We start from the raw sequence: 16,247 nt of genomic DNA, 5'->3' as shown, positions 1-16,247 counted from the left end.
GGGGCGGCCATGAAAGCAATGATCTTCGCCGCCGGTCGCGGCGAGCGCATGCGCCCGCTGACGGATAGCACGCCGAAACCGCTGCTGGTAGTGCGCGGCCGCCCGCTGATCGTCTGGCACGTAGTGAATCTGGTCAAGGCAGGGATTACCGAAATCGTCATCAACCACGCCCATCTGGGCGAACAGATCGAAGCGCTGCTCGGTGATGGCAGCAAATACGGCGCCAGGATTCAATACTCGCGCGAAGGCACGGCGCTGGAAACAGCCGGCGGCGTGGCCGCAGCGCGCCACCTGCTGGGCGAGGAGCCCTTCCTCGCCGTCTCGGCCGACCTGTACATCCCGCAATTCGATTTCACCCAGGTGCTCGACGTACTGCACGATAAAGACCTGTGGGGCAATCCTTATCCGGCCGAAAAACGCGATGTGTGCTGGCTGTATCTGGTGCCGAATCCGGACTTCCATCCGGATGGCGATTTCGGTCTGACCCTGTACACCGTGAATAACGACGGCACGCCGCGCTACACCTTCGGCAATATCGGCGTCTATCGCATGGAAATGTTCGACGGGATCACGCCGGGCAGCCACGCCAAACTGGGCCCGCTGCTGCGCGCAGCCGCCGAACGCGGACAGGTAGGCGGCGAGGTCTACACGGGGCCATGGCACAACCTCGGCACCGTGCAGCAGCTGGAACAACTCAACGCCCCGCTGTCGCTGCGGCCGGCGTCCATCCCGTAAGCCGCCAGCGGAACGCCCATGACTGCTTCGCCCGTACCCGGATCAGCCTTGAATGCGCCTGCCACGCTGATGGCCGCCTGCGCGGCGCGGCGTGCCCGCCTGCTGGCGCAGCTGCCGGCGGGCGCCATCGCCGTGCTGGCCACGGCGCCGGAAGTGGTGCGCAACGCCGACAACGAATACCCGTATCGCCACGACAGCGATTTCTACTACCTGAGCGGCTTCACGGAACCGGACAGCGTACTGGTACTGGTGGCTGCGCGCGCCGACAGCGCTGCACAGGCCATTTTGTTCTGCCGCCAGAAAAACCCCGAGCGGGAAATCTGGGATGGCTACCGCTACGGACCGGAAGCGGCCCGCATAGCCTTCGGCATGGATGCCGCCTATGCCATCGAAGACCTCGATAGCGAAATGAGCCGCCTGCTGGCCAATGCTCCGGCCCTGTACTACCCGCTGGGCGGCAGCCTCGATACGCAAGTCAAAGTCTGGCGCTCGGCCCTGCGCGCACGTGCCCGTACGGGCGTGACGCCGCCCGATAGCGCGGTCGACCTGCTGCCCCTGCTGGCCGAACTGCGCCTGCGCAAAGACGCCGAAGAACTGGCCTGCATGCAGCGCGCCGCCGACATCTCGGCGCAGGCCCACCTGCGCGCCATGCTGGCCACGCGGCCCGGCATGTACGAATACGAAGTGGAAGCAGAACTGCTGTATGCCTTCCGCCGCGGCGGCGCACAGGCACCGGCCTACAACTCCATCGTCGCCAGCGGCGAGCGCGCCTGCGTGCTGCACTACAGCGCCAACAACGGCATCTGCCGCGATGGCGAACTGCTGCTGATCGACGCCGGCTGCGAGTACAACAGCTATGCAGCCGACATCTCGCGCACCTATCCGGTGAGCGGCCGTTTCAGCGATGCGCAGCAGCGCCTGTACGAACTGGTGCTGGCGGCGCAAGCGGCCGCGCTGGGTGTCATCGCGCCGGGCCGTCCTTACGCCGACATGCATCAGGCAGCCGTCAAAGTACTGGCGCAGGGCATGCTCGATCTGGGACTGCTGCAGGCCAATGTGCACGGCACGGCGGACGACGTGATCGCCAACCAGCACCACCAGAAGTTCTACATGCACGGCACCGGCCACTGGCTGGGACTGGACGTGCACGACGTGGGCCACTACCGCGACATCACGGCCGCCGACAAGCCGTCACGCCCGCTACAGCCGGGCATGACGCTGACGGTGGAGCCGGGCATCTACGTGCGCCCTGCGCCGGACGTACCCGAGTGCTACTGGAATACCGGCATCCGCATCGAAGACGATGTGCTGGTGACGGACAGCGGCTACACCATCCTGAGCGCTGCCGCGCCCAAGAGCGTGGCCGATATCGAACACCTCATGCAGCAGCGCCCCAACCCCTGAGCTGATGCAGCAACCCGAAATGCAGCAATCATGAGCACTACCCAGAATTCCAGCAACGTTAGCAACACCGGCAACAGCAACGCAGACCACGCCGCAACCGGCAGTACTGAATACGATGTCGCCATCTGCGGCGCAGGACCGGCCGGCATGGCACTGGCCCTGCTGCTGCACCAGCGCGGCATGGCGGCAGATCGCATCGCCCTGATCGACGCCCGCTCGCTGGCACAGGCCAGCGATGATCCCCGTTCGCTGGCACTGGCATGGGGCAGCCGCCAGATCCTCGACTCCATCCACGCATGGCCTGCCGTGGCCACGCCGATAGAACAGATCCACGTTTCCCGCCGCGGCCAGTTCGGCCGCAGCCTGATCGACCGCAGCGAGCACGATCTGCCGGCACTGGGCTACGTGACCCGCTACGGCGACATCGTCACGGCACTGGGCGCCGCCTGCCTGAAGGCCGGCATCCCCATGCTGCGCCCTGCCCGCGTGGAAAACATCGACGAACAGGCCGACCATGTGCGCGTAGTGCTGGCTGGCGACATGCCCGCCGTGCGCGCTGCCATCGTCGTGCAGGCCGAAGGAGGCCTGTTCAGCGATCAGGCCAGCCGTTCGCAGCGGCGCGACTATCAGCAGAGCGCCGTCATCGCACAGGTACGGGCCGAGCGCCCCATCGCGGCGCGCGCCTACGAACGCTTTACGGAACAGGGGCCACTGGCCCTGCTGCCGCAGGATCAGGGCGGCGCTGCCGGCGAATACTCGCTGGTGTGGTGTCTGCGCCCCGACGAAGCAGCGCGCGTACAGGCACTCGACGATGCCAGCTTCCTCGCCGAACTGGGTGCCGCCTTCGGTAGCCGCCTTGGCCGCTTCGTGCACGCCACGCCACGCCTGGCTTTCCCGCTCGGACTGAACGCCGCCCCGCGCAGCACGGCACGCACGGTCGCCATCGGCAATGCGGCACAGACGCTGCACCCCGTCGCCGGACAAGGTCTCAACCTCGGCCTGCGCGATGTCGCGGTGCTGGCCAAGGTACTGGCTCAGGGTGCCGATCCGGTCCATCTGGCCCAGTTCACCACCCTGCGCGAACAGGATCGCCAGACCACCGTGCGCATCACCGACACCATGGCGCGCATCTTCGCCAGCACTTCGCCGCTGCAGGGTTTGCTGGGCCTGTCGCTGACCGCCATCGACCTCGTACCGCCAGCGCGCACTATGCTGGCCGAACTGCTGATGTACGGCCGCCGCTAATAAGCTGAAAAACCTGCTGCTCAAACGGAGAAGAAATGACCATTCGTGACGCCGTTGCCGATGACGCCCCAGCCATAGTCGCCATCTACAACCACTATGTCCTGACCACTTCCATCAGTTTCGAAGAGCAGGCGGTAACAGCAGCCGAAATGCAGCAGCGCATCGCCGACGTGCAGCGCGGTGGCCTGCCCTGGCTGGTGCTTGAAACGGACGGTGTTCTGGTCGGCTATGCCTATGCTACCAAATGGCGCGTACGTCATGCCTATCGCTTTTCGGTCGAGAGCTCGGTCTATCTGGCGCCGGATACCGCAGGCAAAGGACTGGGCACGGCGCTCTACCAGCAGCTGCTGGCGCGTCTGACAGCCAGCGGCTACCACCTCGTCATCGGTGGCGTCGCGCTGCCGAACGCTGCCAGTGTCGCATTGCATGAAAAGATGGGCTTCGAAAAAGTCGCGCAATTCCGCCAAGTCGGCTTTAAATTCGGCCGCTGGATCGACGTAGGCTACTGGGAAAAATCGCTCGCCGCGCCCACCTCTGCTACGAACTAAGCAGCTACCTTCCAGCCTTCTTCAGAAGACCATCGTCATTGTGACAATCTGAGAATTTTTCGCGCGTGCGAATTGCTATGCTGGGCGTTTATTGCTAGCCAGATTAGGCCAGCAACCGTCCCCTATCTCTGTCAGGAAGGGACGGCGACCACTCAAGATTCTCGAATGCCACAATCCAAGACAACCATTATCGTCAGAAAGGCGGTAGCCGCTGATACGGCTGCGGTGCTTGCGCTTTACCGCGAACTGCGCCCGAACGATCCACCTATCGAAGACGCCCGCATTGCCACTCTCTGGCAAGAAGTCGCCGAAGGCCCACGATCATCTATTCTGGTCGCGGAATACGAACAAGAAGTTGCAGCCACCTGCATGCTAGCCTTCCTGCCTAATCTCGCCAGCGACGGGCGACCTATCGGCGTCATCGAACACGTCGTGACTGCCCATCGCTTCCGGCGGCGCGGTCTCAGCAAAAAATTGCTCGAATTCGCTCTGGCTGTAGCCTGGCGAGCTAATTGCTGCAAAGTGTGCTTGCTATCCGGTGCGCAGCGCACTGTAGCCCATGATCTTTACAAGGCAGTGGGATTTGATGGTGATGTGGAGCGAGGGTTTGTCGCCAAGCCCGGTACATCAAGTTACAAAGTCTAAGGATTTGCAATGAAAATTCACCCCTGGAAAATTCAGGCTATAGCATGGGCTTTTTTTCTTCTGCTAATCTCTGACAGCGCAATTGCTCAATCAAAGAATTCATCAACTGCCCGGCTGCTTCAGTACGATGGGAAGTCAACCAACCAGCTGTTGTGGGATAAACGCTTCGTTGGATTGGTCAACACCAGAGTTCCGTCAGCCCTGTCAGATTATGTGGTGATGGCAATGGGTGGTCCACCGGACTCGGTTGTCGTAGAAGATCACCGCTATGTCAGCATGTCTGTCTGCCGCCAGCATTCCACCCCAAGCAAAGCTGGCGCTGAACTCCTGGATTTATGAGCAGAGCATGAACGTCGAGCACATAGAATTTATCGACCGTTCTAGCGCAAGAGTTGAAATGCCGCCTAAGTCGTTTAGCTGGAAAGAAAAATTTCAGCCACCATCAAATGGTCCTGCATTTGATTGCACGATGGCACAGAGCAGAATTGAAAAGACGATCTGCGCAGATACAGGGCTTGCTGCGCAGGATCTCGCATTGAGCGAGCTGTACCATCGTATCCGTCTGGGTAGCGACACGACCGGTGTGCAGGAGGAGCTATGCAGCTTGCAACGCAAGTGGCTGCAACAGCGAGACCGCGAATGCCTCAATGCAGACAACCTCGTCGACTGCCTGAAGGATCAATACACGGCGCAATACCACCGTTTAAACAATTGGCTTCCCACTTCCGCTATTCGTCCGCAGAAATAGGCCAAGCATATACTTCGCAGCAGCCAGAGTTTAGGGGATACACCATGGAATGGAACAAATTGGTACCTGAATGCGTGGTAGCAAATTATGAAAGGTCAAAAAAATTCTACATCGAAGTTTTTGGCTTCAAGTTAATGTTTGAGCGCCCTGAAAGTAGATTTGGCTATCTTGACTTGGATGGAGCGCAAATCATGCTACTTGAAGGGAGTCATATGAAGACTCCGGGCCAGCCAGACATGCATCCCAACGAAAAACAGTTTCACTTTCAGATTGAAGTGGAAAAACTTGCACCGCTCATCGAACGTCTAGCGGCCCACGAGGTATCGTTAATAGCGCCTTGTACTGAGTCATGGTATCGCGTCGATGAGCTAGAACACGGACAGATCGAATTCTTTGTTGCAGACCCGGACGGCTTTCTGTTTCGCTTTTACGAACCGCTTGGTGAGCGACCAGTAAAGTCATCAGCAGTGCTGCTGGCTTAACTCGTTCATGAACAGATTTAGATAGGAGTATCACATTGCAAGTAGCTGAACCTTCCCGTGCGGCGCTACGCTTACATGTCCGCTACCGGCTGGGCGAATACCTGGGAATAGTTACCTCCCACGTTATTGCTGAACTAACGCGCCGTAAACTTGAACAGGGCAAGAAGATCAGTCTGCTGGACATCATCGTTCTGCGCAGCTGTCTGCTTTTATTTGTCCCGCCGATATTTATATTCAAGGTGCTAAAAGTCGGCGCTTGTGACTTTTATTTTGACGACACAGGAATAACTCGGCATTCGAAGGGCGGAGAGTTAGTCGTACCGTGGGACGAGGTTGTTGCTATTCATACGTATCCAGCGGGATATCTGTTTGCACAAAGCGATGGTGCCATGCCAGTTCCTTTTCGGGTGCTGGCAGATGAACAGCATGCGCTATTGAAGAGCTACATCATTCGGCATCAGCCCTCCGTGTGTTGACGGCCCCGCGGGCCAAGCTGAAAACGGCCCATATCCCCCAACGATTATTGAGATGTTATGCCGATTGACACTACCAGCTTAGGTAAGAATGTGCGTGAGATAGCCCCCTGAATCGCCGGACACAGTCTATGCATTATCCTTACGACTAGAAATAGGACGAGGCATATGACTAAGAGCAGGCAAACAATCGAGGTGATAACGATCAGCGAACTAGCAGCTGCTCGGGCCCAAATCGCACAGCTGGGCAAGAATCCCATGGAGGCGGAAATCTTGAAAGAAGCCATGGAATTTGCTCGCGAAAAAAAGTGGATCGCGCGCGCGCCCTTTATGGATTTGATGACGCGGTCTTCGGATTGGGTTAATAGCCGTACCGTACGCCAGATCGAGGTGCTTGCCGACCTTGCCTTGGTGGAAGCTGCGCGCGCGGAGATTGGCCAATTGCTGACGTACGGTGGGCGGCGCGCGAGCGCGTGGGTCAATTGTCGGCGTATGGCCGCTGGCCTCGCTTTATTCAACCACAGTCGCTTCTACCGTGTCATGAAGGCTTACCGGCTGCTGCTCCCGAAAGCGCCTAAGCGGGTCGTGAGCGCGCGCGTGCATGATGGGGTGATGGCTGTGCTGGAATCAAATCGACGCTGGTGTTCTGACGGCTTCGAGATCGGCTGCGATAATGGCGATGTGGTCACGGGCGCCTTTCTGAAAGACTGCCGCGACCGCGAGATCATTTCTTGGCGCGCCTGGCCCAGCCGGGGGCTGCCAGGCGAACCAGTTCACGACAGGCTGGTCAAGGACTGGGGCATCAAGCCAGTCCATACGCCAGTGTACAGCCCGCAGTCCAATGGCATGGCCGGGAGCTTCGTGAAGACGTTTAAACGCGACTACGTCAGCCGGATGGACTGCAGCAGCGCCGATATCGTGCTGCGGCAAATGCCGGCGGCATTAAATAAGCGATAGACTGTGTCCGGTAATAGCGGGGCAAGATCAGTGTGCAGCAAACTACCAAGTGGGGTGAGAAATGAAATACAAGGTCAGGGCACTCGCCGTTGATTTGACTGTCGTGCCGCATACGTACACAGTACCGCGTGATGAAATAATTGATACGGCGACGAATCAGATTTTCGAAGCTTGTGCAACCATACGGGATGTTGAAATTGCGTATGAAGATTTCTGGAACTACCTCAATGGCGACGACGAAGTTCACGACCCGAGCGCCAAAGTAAAAGTGCTGTCCGTTACACCTGTTGATCAATAAGACGAAATGCCGGCCCAAAGCCGGCCAGGCCTCGATAGCGGATAGCGTTCTATGTGCTCATCCTATTTAGCAATTTCTGCGCTCCAAGAAGTTGGGCTATAACCGCCCCAGAGACATCTTTTTTTGTTGAGCTTCCATCGTCCATCCGTCTTAACAAACCAAAAGCCATACCCGTTACACACCGCATCGGCATTTGCCGTGCATATTTCCGCATAGAGCAGCGCGTTGTGTTTTTGATCGTAGACGATTTTAGAAAATCCTATCGCCGACATTTGTGCATCGTCCGAATAGAGCGATTTAGTATCAACGAAATTTACCCTGCTATCGAATCGCCGCAGACTGGCGCGAGGTTCCTTCTGCAAGCGCTGTTGCAGGATCAGAGGCAACCCGGGCAAGGATTCAACAAATTGTTGGTCCGGAACATGTCTAGGTACGCGCGAAACAAGTAAGGTCTTTCCATCTATCGTCTGATTCCAGACGATAAATTTCTCTGACTTCTCCTGGTTCAGGATGGCCTTTAGTGTCGCGCTGTAGATGGGATCATCATCTGCTTCCATATTTTGTGCGATGGCGAAATTTGTACTCAGGATAAATATCGCCAGAAATTGAAAAATACGCATAATCAATACTCTAAGAAGTGCGGAAGAACATAGGGACAGCGGCAGCTACCTGGATCGACGCCACCCATACCACTGTTGTCAACGCCAGCAAGAATAGCAGTTTGCAACTCGGGAAAGTTCACAGATCCTCACGCCGGGCCGCAAAAGCCAGTTGCAGGCAGGGCTATCACGCGTCGTTACAATTGGAGAGTTTGATGTGGAGGCGAGCTGCTATGCTTGGGCGCTTTTGCTGATTTGGCAAAATGGCCATACACAGCTTATGTCTCGCTAAGAGTTTGCAAACTTCGGATTAGTTCGACGTCATCGCTCGCCCCATGCACATACAACCACAGACCGCCCGATTTCATGCAGAAGTAAACACTGACGGCGCCAGATTCGTCATCCCGGCCAGAAGAAGCTGGTTCAGCCTGCTGCTCATGCTAGTGTGGCTGGGAGTCTGGGCCATGGCCGAACATAAGGTCTCCAGCAAGGTGTTCGCCGCAGGAGACCTTGCACCGCCGCCTTTTCTTCTCTTCTGGCTGGCCGGCTGGACCCTCGGCGGTCTCTACGTGCTTGCCACAGTTCTCTGGCAATTGGCCGGCCGTGAAGCGGTTTCGGTCACCGCCTCGGCACTCATACACCGGATTGAGATCTTCGGTATCGGCATCGATCGTTCCTATGACACTTCCCATATTCGGCATCTGCGCGCGACCGAAGCCTTGGCATCGCCATACTGGTATCAGCGCACAATGCTGCCGCCGCTGTCTGGCTCCGGCGCCGGCCAGGTTGCCTTTGATTATGGTGGCAGAACGATACGATTCGGTACGTCCCTGGACAGGGCCGAAGCCAGCTTGCTGGTCGCGAGCTTGCTGCCGCACCTGCCACGCCCGCTATAGATCGCCCCCTACGCCGCTGCTCTTCATCGCCACACTTATGGCCTACTACTTCGGACTGGAGAAACGCATGAAATCATACTTACGGCTCGCGGTTTTTACCGCCCTGCTTGGCCTCGCACCTGTGGCCATGGCGATTTCGACGGAGTCGGCAGCCACAGAATTAATTCAGCGCCAGCACGTAGGCCGCAATTTAAAAACCCTGGCGACTGCAGTAGCGCAGCGGACCCAGACATTTGCCATGATGGCATCCAAACTGGGCATGCCCGCGACCCAGTCGCTGGTTGCAAAAGAGCTAGACGCTTATGCCGGCAAGTTTCAGGACCAGTGGAACGCCAACCTGGCAACAATATATGCCCGGCACTTCTCCGCAGAGGAGCTGGTTTCGCTGACTGCGCAGGGCAGCAATTCGCCCTATGCGCCTAAGCTGGCTGCCAAGCAGAATGTCATCGGTGCTGAAATGCAGCAGCTATCCACCCCCATATTGACGGCATATGTCAGCGCTGCCATGAACAGCGCCTTTGCCAAATTTTCGAACCGATGATCGGCGCTTGATCACCCATTGGAGATACTGATGCGATACCCTTCCCTCATTGTGCTCGCGACGCTGTCGCTCGCCCTGGCGCAGACGACGGCGTCGGCTGAAGACGGACGACATGGAACGCAGCCTGCCGGGGCGCTATTACCTGACTCCCGGTGTACCGCAGCGGAGAAGCCTGTCGATGAGCAGGGTTTCGTACTCATAGGCGGCATCCAGCAGTGGGTCCGCATCAAGGGCAGCAGCTGCGCCAACCCCATCGTCTTACTCGTCCACGGCGGGCCGGGCAATCCCACCACGCCGTTTGCCGACAGTTTCTATCAGTCCTGGGAGCAGAAATTCACTATCGTCCAGTGGGACCAGCGCGGCGCCGGCATGACCTACGGACGCAATCCGGTAACGGATGACGTCCCGCTGGTGGTCGAGCAGTTGCGGGATGACGGCATCGAGGTAGCGCGTTTCGCCGCCAGGCGCTTCGGCAAGCGTCAGGTCATACTGCTGGGCGGATCGTGGAGTTCCGTGCTGGGCGTCTACATGGCCAAGGCCGCGCCGGATATGTTCTGCGGCTACATCAGCACTGCGCAAGTAGTGGGCCCGCTCCCAACCCAGGCCAGCATAGACACCGTCCTGGCTTTGGCGCGTGCTGCCGGCGACCATGCATCCATCGCCAAGATCGAGGCTCTGGGACCGCTACCGTGGACCAATCCGCGCTCTACCGGCATTTTCCGCCGCGTGAACCGCCAGTACGAACACGCGCGCACGCAAGCCATTCCGCAAGCGTGGAGGGACTCGCCGCCCATCTATTCAACGCCAGCATATCAGGCCGACTATACTGCCGGCGAAGATTACTCCTGGCTGCAGTTCGTCGGCCTGAAGGGCGATGGCATCGCCTCGAAGATCGATCTTTACAAGCTGGGACCGAAGTTCGATTTGCCCTTCTACATGGTACAGGGCGAACAGGATCTGCTCACCATGCCCGAGCCTAGCCGGCGCTATTTCGACTTCATACAGGCGCCGCACAAGGAATACGTGATGGTGCCGCACAGCGGCCACGATCCGAATCCGCCCATGGTCCAGACCCAGCTCAGGCTACTCGAGAAGATCGGTGCATGCCGCTGATAGCGGCATGCACCGGCCCGCGCTAGCCTCCGCGCGGCGGTGCCAAAAAGAACGGCGCCCTGATCACTCAGGGCGCCGCTGCATTTCAGACTAGGCGATAGTGGCGAATTACTCGACCGCCTTCACCATATCCTCGATCACTTTCTTGGCATCGCCAAACACCATCATGGTGTTAGCCTGATAGAACAGCTCGTTATCCAGACCGGCATAGCCGGAAGCCATGGAACGCTTGTTGACGATGATGCTCTTGGCTTTGTACGCTTCCAGAATCGGCATGCCGGCAATCGGCGAGCTCGGATCTTTGGCCGCCGGATTGACCACGTCGTTCGCGCCCAGAATCAGCACCACATCGGTCTGGCCGAATTCGCCGTTGATGTCTTCCATCTCGAACACCTGATCGTAGGGCACTTCCGCTTCCGCCAGCAGCACGTTCATGTGGCCCGGCATACGGCCTGCCACCGGGTGGATCGCATACTTCACGTTCACGCCCTTGTGGGTCAGCTTCTCCACCAGTTCTTTCAGCGCGTGCTGGGCACGTGCCACCGCCAGACCGTAGCCCGGAACGATGATCACGCTCTCCGCATTCGCCATGATGAACGACGCATCGTCAGCCGAACCGGATTTGACGGGACGCTGTTCTTTCGCAGCGCCGCTGCCCGCTTCCGCCGGTGCGCCACCAAAGCCGCCCAGAATCACGTTGAAGAACGAGCGGTTCATGGCCTTGCACATGATGTACGACAGAATCGCACCGGACGAACCCACCAGCGAACCGGCGATGATCAACATCGAGTTATTCAGCGAGAAGCCGATACCTGCAGCCGCCCAGCCCGAGTACGAGTTCAGCATCGACACCACCACCGGCATATCTGCACCGCCGATAGGAATGATGATCAGCACACCGAGCACGAAGGCAATCGCCGTCATGATCAGGAACGGCAGCCATGCTGGCGTAGCGCCGCTATCAAAGCAGAACACCAGACCCAGACCCACCATGGCCAGCGCCAGCAGCAGGTTGAGCATGTGCTGACCGGCGAAGTTGACCGGCGCGCCCTGGAACAGGCGGAACTTGTATTTGCCCGACAGCTTGCCGAACGCGATCACCGAACCGGAGAACGTAATCGCACCGACGAAAGTACCGATGAACAGCTCGATACGGTTACCGAACGGCAGCGCTTCGCCAGCCTGCGCGATGCCGAAAGCCTGCGGCTCCGACACGGCAGCTACCGCGATACATACAGCGGCCAGACCGATCAGCGAGTGCATCGCTGCAACCAGTTCCGGCATCTTGGTCATTTCGACCTTTTTCGCCAGCACGGCGCCGATGCCGCCACCGACCACCACGCCCAGCGCCACCAGCGTGAAGCCGCCGGCGCTGCCGTGGCCCGCTGCTGCTGCGGCAGCAGCCATGGCCTGCAGCTTGAAGATCAGCGCCACCGTGGTGACAAACGCGATGGCCATGCCCGTCATGCCGAAAGCATTACCGGCACGCGCCGTGGCCGGCGAGGACAGGCCTTTCAGCGCCTGAATGAAGCACACCGAAGCGATCAGGTACAGCAGGGTGACCAGATTCATGGAGATACCGCTCATGCCTGCTCTCCCTTGTTAGCTGCAGCCTTAGGTGCCTTCTTCTTGAACATTTCCAGCATGCGCTGGGTCACCAGAAAACCGCCGAACACATTGACGGCCGCCAGTGCCACGGCGACAGTGCCGGCCACCTGCCCCACCAGTCCTTCCGTCAGCGCGGCCGCCAGCATGGCGCCCACGATGATGATGGCCGATACGGCATTGGTCACGGCCATCAGCGGCGTATGCAGCGCAGGCGTCACGGTCCACACCACGTGATAGCCCACATAGATGGCCAGCACGAAGATGATCAGATTGATGATGGTATGGCTCACTTCCATAAAACCTCCTTTTATTTTCTCAGCAGTTCACCGCCACTGCACAGCAGCGTGGCTTTGAGGATTTCGTCTTCGCGGTCGATCACCAGCTGGTCTTCCTTGTTGATGATCAGCTTGAGGAAGTCGAGCACATTGCGCGCATACAGGGCCGAGGCATCGGCCGCCACCAGCGTCGCCAGATCGGGCTGGCCGACGATGTGCACGCCGTGGCGCACCACCGTTTCGTTCAGCACGGACAGCGGGCAGTTACCGCCCTGCGCTACCGCCAGATCGACGATCACGGAGCCCGGTTTCATGGCTTTCACGGTGTCTTCGGAAATCAGCACGGGCGCCTTGCGGCCCGGGATCAGCGCGGTGGTGATGATGATGTCGGCCAGCTTGGCACGTTCATGCACCAGCGCGGCCTGACGCGCCAGCCAGTCGGCCGGCATAGGACGGGCATAGCCGCCCACACCCTGCGCGATTTCCTTCTCTTCGTCGGTGAGGAAAGGCACGTCGATGAATTTGGCACCCAGCGATTCCACCTGCTCTTTGACGGGCGGACGCACGTCCGACGCTTCGATCACGGCGCCCAGACGCTTGGCCGTAGCAATCGCCTGCAGACCGGCCACGCCCACGCCCATGATCAGCACGCGCGCCGCTTTCACGGTACCGGCAGCCGTCATCAGCATAGGCATGAAGCGCTGGTAGGTATTCGCGGCCACCATCACGGCCTTGTAGCCGGCGATGTTGGCCTGCGAGGACAGCACGTCCATCGACTGCGCGCGCGTAATACGCGGCACGGCTTCCAGCGCAAACGCCTGCAGGCCGGCAGCGGCCATGGCAGCGTTGTTGTCGGCATCGAAGGGATTGAGCATGCCGATCAGCACCGTGCCAGCCTTCATCAGGCCGCGCTCCGCGGCATCCGGTGCGCGCACCTTGAGCACCACTTCCGCACCGTATGCGTCGGCTGCCGTGCCTATCTGCGCACCTGCTGCCACATACGCCTCGTCGGTCACCGATGCGGCCAGACCGGCGCCAGCCTGCACGATCACACTGTGCTTGGCCGCCAGCTTCTTGACGGTTTCGGGCGTCGCCGCAACCCGGGTTTCGCCCGGCCGCGTCTCGGCCGGTATGCCTATTCTCATGCTGCCTCCCAAAGATTAATAAACTGACTAGAATCTAACACGGATTGCCGGGGCTGCACGCGGCAGAGTTCCCCCCTCGATGGCCCCATCATACTTAATACGTATTTATCAATAAATGCCGCATTTATCACTACATTTATTACAAAATGTCATCTATTGCTGTTAAAACACTTAATCTAGCGCAAAGAAGGCTGCTCCAGCGTACTCTTCTGGCTAAAGTTTGCGCTATTTCAATGTCGCTTCCATGACACGCAGCGAGAGCAGCGCCTAAACGGCCGGAACAGGCTAAAATGTCGGCTCTTTCAAGGATCGCCTATGCCACGTATCTGGAAACCTTCTGTCACTGTTGCCGCCATCGTCGAAAAGGATGGCAAATTTCTCGTTATCGAAGAACAGACTAGCGATGGCATCCGCATCAACCAGCCGGCCGGTCACCTCGACCCGCACGAATCGCTGGAACAGGCCGTGATCCGCGAAACGCTGGAAGAAACCGCGCACGATTTCACTCCGACCGCACTGGTCGGCATGTATATGTCGCGCTACACCTCCAACCGCACGGGCGAAGAAGTGACCTATCTGCGCTTCACCTTCTGCGGCGTGCCGGGCCAGCAGCATGACCGCCCGCTCGACGATGGCATACTGCGCACCATGTGGCTGACGCGCGACGAACTGGCCGCCTGCGCCGAACGTCACCGCAGCCCTACCGTGCTGCAGTGCGTGGACGAATATCTGGCTGGCCGCCGTGCGCCGCTGGAACTGCTGCAGACCCACGCTTCGGTCTTCCTGTCGGCACCGGACAGCAGCCACGGCTGACAACAACGCGCGGACAGCTCGCAGGCAGCGGCAGGACCGCTGCCGTTGCCGCTGGTGTGATCGCAGCGACGGCAGCATAGATATTGATATAAACAGTTTTCAGGAAATAACATGAGCAAGAAAAAAGTCGTGATCGGTATGTCTGGCGGGGTCGATTCCTCGGTCTCGGCGTGGCTGCTCAAGGAACAGGGCTACGAAGTGGTCGGCCTGTTCATGAAGAACTGGGAAGATGACGACGACAGCGAATACTGCTCCACCCGTCAGGACTGGATCGATGCGGCCAGCGTGGCCGATGTAGTGGGCGTGGATATCGAAGCCGTCAACTTCGCCAGCGAATACAAGGACCGCGTGTTCGCCGACTTCCTGCGCGAGTATCAGGCTGGCCGTACGCCTAACCCCGATGTGCTGTGCAATGCCGAAATCAAGTTCAAGGCCTTCCTCGACCACGCCATGACGCTGGGCGCCGACCTGATCGCCACCGGCCACTATGCCCGCGTGCGCGAACGCGCCGGCCAGTTCGAGCTGCTCAAGGCGGTCGATCACACCAAGGACCAGAGCTACTTCCTGCACCGTCTGAATCAGGCGCAGCTATCCAAGACCCTGTTCCCGCTCGGCGAAATTCCGAAGACGGAAGTGCGCCAGATCGCGGCCAAACTGGGCCTACCGAACGCCACCAAGAAAGACTCCACCGGCATCTGCTTCATCGGCGAGCGGCCATTCCGCGAATTCCTGAATCGCTACCTGTCCTACCGTCCCGGCCCGATGAAGACCGACGATGGCCGCGTGGTGGGCGAGCATGTGGGCCTGAGCTTCTACACGCTAGGCCAGCGCAAAGGCATAGGCGTGGGTGGCCTGAAAGCCTACAAGAAGGAAGACGGCAGCAGCGACGCCTGGTATGTGGCGCGCAAGGATGTGGCGAATAACACGCTGTACATCGTGCAAGGGCATGACCACCCGTGGCTGCAATCGGCCAGCCTGACGGCCGATACGGCCAGCTGGATCGCCGGCCATGCGCCGGACAGCCGCCTGCTGGCGGCCAAGACGCGCTACCGTCAGGCCGATGTGGCCTGCGAGCTGACGCCGCAGGGCGAGAGCGATTTCGCGCTGCGCTTCATGGACCCGCAATGGGCTGTTACGCCGGGCCAGTCGGCGGTGATCTATGACGGGGAAGTCTGCCTCGGCGGTGGCCTGATTGCCGGCTCCACGCTGGCGGGCTAAGCGCGCAAGCCGCGCACGCGCGGCGGCCTGCTTGAAGAATTAGCTGGCTGCGTCCGCACCGCCGGCAACGCCCTCGGCGCCCTTGCTATCGCCCTCGGATGCTGCGGCGTCGCGTGCCATGGCGGCACGCTGACGCTTCACCATGGCGATGACGGTATTGCGGATGGTGTTAAGTACCGTATCGGCCTTGAACGGCTTGACGATGAAGCCGTGCACGCCCATGGCGTGCGCCGCTTGGATGGTGGCGGCATCGAACTCGCTGGACACCATGAAGATCAGCGTCTTGGGCCAGTTGGTTTTGATTTCACGCACAATGTCGTCGCCGCTTTCGATCTGCTCACGCGCAATGCAGATCAGGTGTGGCTGGTGCTTGATCAGCAGCGCCAGCCCGTTGGCGCAAGTGTGCGCCTGCCCCACCACATCGTACCCGCCTTCCACCAGCACCGTGTTGAGCAAGCCGCGCGCTATGGCGCTGGTATCGATAATCACTGCTTTTAACATCTT

Annotated in this window: 21 protein-coding genes; 16 read left to right on the top strand and 5 right to left on the bottom strand. The window is 59.4% G+C overall.

Annotated elements, in window-relative coordinates; genetic code table 11:
- Positions 1-9: 9 nt before the first annotated feature.
- The 11 genes from murU (at position 10) to GTP23_RS00455 (ending at position 7,535) form a co-directional block, all read left to right on the top strand.
- A complete protein-coding gene (murU, locus tag GTP23_RS00505; protein WP_161033415.1) occupies positions 10-735 on the top strand; it encodes an N-acetylmuramate alpha-1-phosphate uridylyltransferase MurU in 726 nt (241 codons plus the stop codon).
- A gap of 69 nt (positions 736-804) precedes the next feature.
- Positions 805-2,139 carry an aminopeptidase P N-terminal domain-containing protein gene (locus GTP23_RS00500; RefSeq protein ID WP_161034553.1) on the top strand — a complete coding sequence of 445 codons (1,335 nt, stop codon included), beginning with the start codon at positions 805-807 and terminating at the stop codon, positions 2,137-2,139.
- 147 nt (positions 2,140-2,286) lie between these two features.
- Positions 2,287-3,384: an FAD-dependent monooxygenase gene (locus GTP23_RS00495; protein WP_229255964.1), complete on the top strand. Its 1,098-nt coding sequence runs from the start codon at positions 2,287-2,289 to the stop codon at positions 3,382-3,384.
- 35 nt (positions 3,385-3,419) lie between these two features.
- The gene (locus GTP23_RS00490) at positions 3,420-3,932 is read left to right on the top strand and encodes an arsinothricin resistance N-acetyltransferase ArsN1 family B (RefSeq protein WP_161033413.1); all 513 of its coding nucleotides are present in this window, start codon (positions 3,420-3,422) and stop codon (positions 3,930-3,932) included.
- 165 nt (positions 3,933-4,097) lie between these two features.
- Positions 4,098-4,577, top strand: coding sequence for a GNAT family N-acetyltransferase (locus GTP23_RS00485; RefSeq protein WP_161033412.1), 480 nt, complete (start codon positions 4,098-4,100; stop codon positions 4,575-4,577).
- 9 nt (positions 4,578-4,586) lie between these two features.
- A complete protein-coding gene (locus tag GTP23_RS00480; RefSeq protein WP_161033411.1) occupies positions 4,587-4,916 on the top strand; it encodes a hypothetical protein in 330 nt (109 codons plus the stop codon).
- A 7-nt stretch (positions 4,917-4,923) separates the two neighbouring features.
- A complete protein-coding gene (locus tag GTP23_RS00475) occupies positions 4,924-5,325 on the top strand; it encodes a lysozyme inhibitor LprI family protein (protein WP_161033410.1) in 402 nt (133 codons plus the stop codon).
- 44 nt (positions 5,326-5,369) lie between these two features.
- On the top strand, positions 5,370-5,807 hold the full coding sequence (locus tag GTP23_RS00470) for a VOC family protein (RefSeq protein WP_161033409.1): 438 nt from the start codon (positions 5,370-5,372) through the stop codon (positions 5,805-5,807).
- A gap of 35 nt (positions 5,808-5,842) precedes the next feature.
- The gene (locus GTP23_RS00465) at positions 5,843-6,283 is read left to right on the top strand and encodes a YcxB family protein (protein ID WP_161033408.1); all 441 of its coding nucleotides are present in this window, start codon (positions 5,843-5,845) and stop codon (positions 6,281-6,283) included.
- A 165-nt stretch (positions 6,284-6,448) separates the two neighbouring features.
- Positions 6,449-7,237, top strand: a complete 789-nt coding sequence (locus tag GTP23_RS00460) for a hypothetical protein (RefSeq protein ID WP_161033407.1) — start codon at positions 6,449-6,451, stop codon at positions 7,235-7,237.
- Between the two features lie 61 nt (positions 7,238-7,298).
- On the top strand, positions 7,299-7,535 hold the full coding sequence (locus GTP23_RS00455; RefSeq protein ID WP_161033406.1) for a hypothetical protein: 237 nt from the start codon (positions 7,299-7,301) through the stop codon (positions 7,533-7,535).
- A gap of 62 nt (positions 7,536-7,597) precedes the next feature.
- Here GTP23_RS00455 and GTP23_RS00450 read toward each other — a convergent pair whose 3' ends face one another.
- Complete coding sequence (locus tag GTP23_RS00450; protein WP_161033405.1) at positions 7,598-8,155, bottom strand: hypothetical protein; 558 nt, start codon at positions 8,153-8,155, stop codon at positions 7,598-7,600.
- 443 nt (positions 8,156-8,598) lie between these two features.
- On the opposite strand from GTP23_RS00450, the gene GTP23_RS00445 reads away from it, so the two are divergent.
- From GTP23_RS00445 to GTP23_RS00435, 3 genes are all read left to right on the top strand, one after another.
- The gene (locus GTP23_RS00445) at positions 8,599-9,030 is read left to right on the top strand and encodes a hypothetical protein (protein ID WP_161033404.1); all 432 of its coding nucleotides are present in this window, start codon (positions 8,599-8,601) and stop codon (positions 9,028-9,030) included.
- Between the two features lie 67 nt (positions 9,031-9,097).
- Positions 9,098-9,571, top strand: coding sequence for a DUF2059 domain-containing protein (locus GTP23_RS00440; protein ID WP_161033403.1), 474 nt, complete (start codon positions 9,098-9,100; stop codon positions 9,569-9,571).
- 30 nt (positions 9,572-9,601) lie between these two features.
- Positions 9,602-10,684: an alpha/beta fold hydrolase gene (locus tag GTP23_RS00435; RefSeq protein ID WP_161033402.1), complete on the top strand. Its 1,083-nt coding sequence runs from the start codon at positions 9,602-9,604 to the stop codon at positions 10,682-10,684.
- A 108-nt stretch (positions 10,685-10,792) separates the two neighbouring features.
- Here GTP23_RS00435 and GTP23_RS00430 read toward each other — a convergent pair whose 3' ends face one another.
- Genes GTP23_RS00430 through GTP23_RS00420 form a run of 3 tightly spaced genes read right to left on the bottom strand, consistent with a single transcriptional unit; the run spans position 10,793 to position 13,712 of the window.
- Positions 10,793-12,271, bottom strand: coding sequence for an NAD(P)(+) transhydrogenase (Re/Si-specific) subunit beta (locus tag GTP23_RS00430; protein WP_161033401.1), 1,479 nt, complete (start codon positions 12,269-12,271; stop codon positions 10,793-10,795).
- The gene (locus tag GTP23_RS00425) at positions 12,268-12,588 is read right to left on the bottom strand and encodes a proton-translocating transhydrogenase family protein (protein ID WP_155432630.1); all 321 of its coding nucleotides are present in this window, start codon (positions 12,586-12,588) and stop codon (positions 12,268-12,270) included. Before GTP23_RS00425 ends, GTP23_RS00430 begins: the two co-directional genes overlap by 4 nt.
- An 11-nt stretch (positions 12,589-12,599) precedes the next feature.
- Positions 12,600-13,712 carry a Re/Si-specific NAD(P)(+) transhydrogenase subunit alpha gene (locus tag GTP23_RS00420; protein ID WP_155432629.1) on the bottom strand — a complete coding sequence of 371 codons (1,113 nt, stop codon included), beginning with the start codon at positions 13,710-13,712 and terminating at the stop codon, positions 12,600-12,602.
- Between the two features lie 315 nt (positions 13,713-14,027).
- Here GTP23_RS00420 and GTP23_RS00415 point away from each other — a divergent pair, with 315 nt between their 5' ends.
- Both GTP23_RS00415 and mnmA read left to right on the top strand, forming a co-directional pair.
- Positions 14,028-14,525, top strand: a complete 498-nt coding sequence (locus GTP23_RS00415) for an NUDIX hydrolase (RefSeq protein ID WP_155432628.1) — start codon at positions 14,028-14,030, stop codon at positions 14,523-14,525.
- Positions 14,526-14,636: 111 nt separating this feature from the next.
- Positions 14,637-15,743 carry a tRNA 2-thiouridine(34) synthase MnmA gene (gene mnmA, locus GTP23_RS00410; protein WP_161033400.1) on the top strand — a complete coding sequence of 369 codons (1,107 nt, stop codon included), beginning with the start codon at positions 14,637-14,639 and terminating at the stop codon, positions 15,741-15,743.
- 39 nt (positions 15,744-15,782) lie between these two features.
- On the opposite strand, the gene GTP23_RS00405 is transcribed toward mnmA, so the two are convergent.
- A complete protein-coding gene (locus GTP23_RS00405; RefSeq protein ID WP_161033399.1) occupies positions 15,783-16,244 on the bottom strand; it encodes a response regulator in 462 nt (153 codons plus the stop codon).
- Positions 16,245-16,247: the final 3 nt, after the last annotated feature.

This window comes from Duganella fentianensis (assembly GCF_009857835.1).
In the GTDB taxonomy this organism is placed as follows: Bacteria; Pseudomonadota; Gammaproteobacteria; order Burkholderiales; family Burkholderiaceae_D; genus Rugamonas; species Rugamonas fentianensis.
This window is presented reverse-complemented; position numbering and strand designations above follow the sequence as displayed.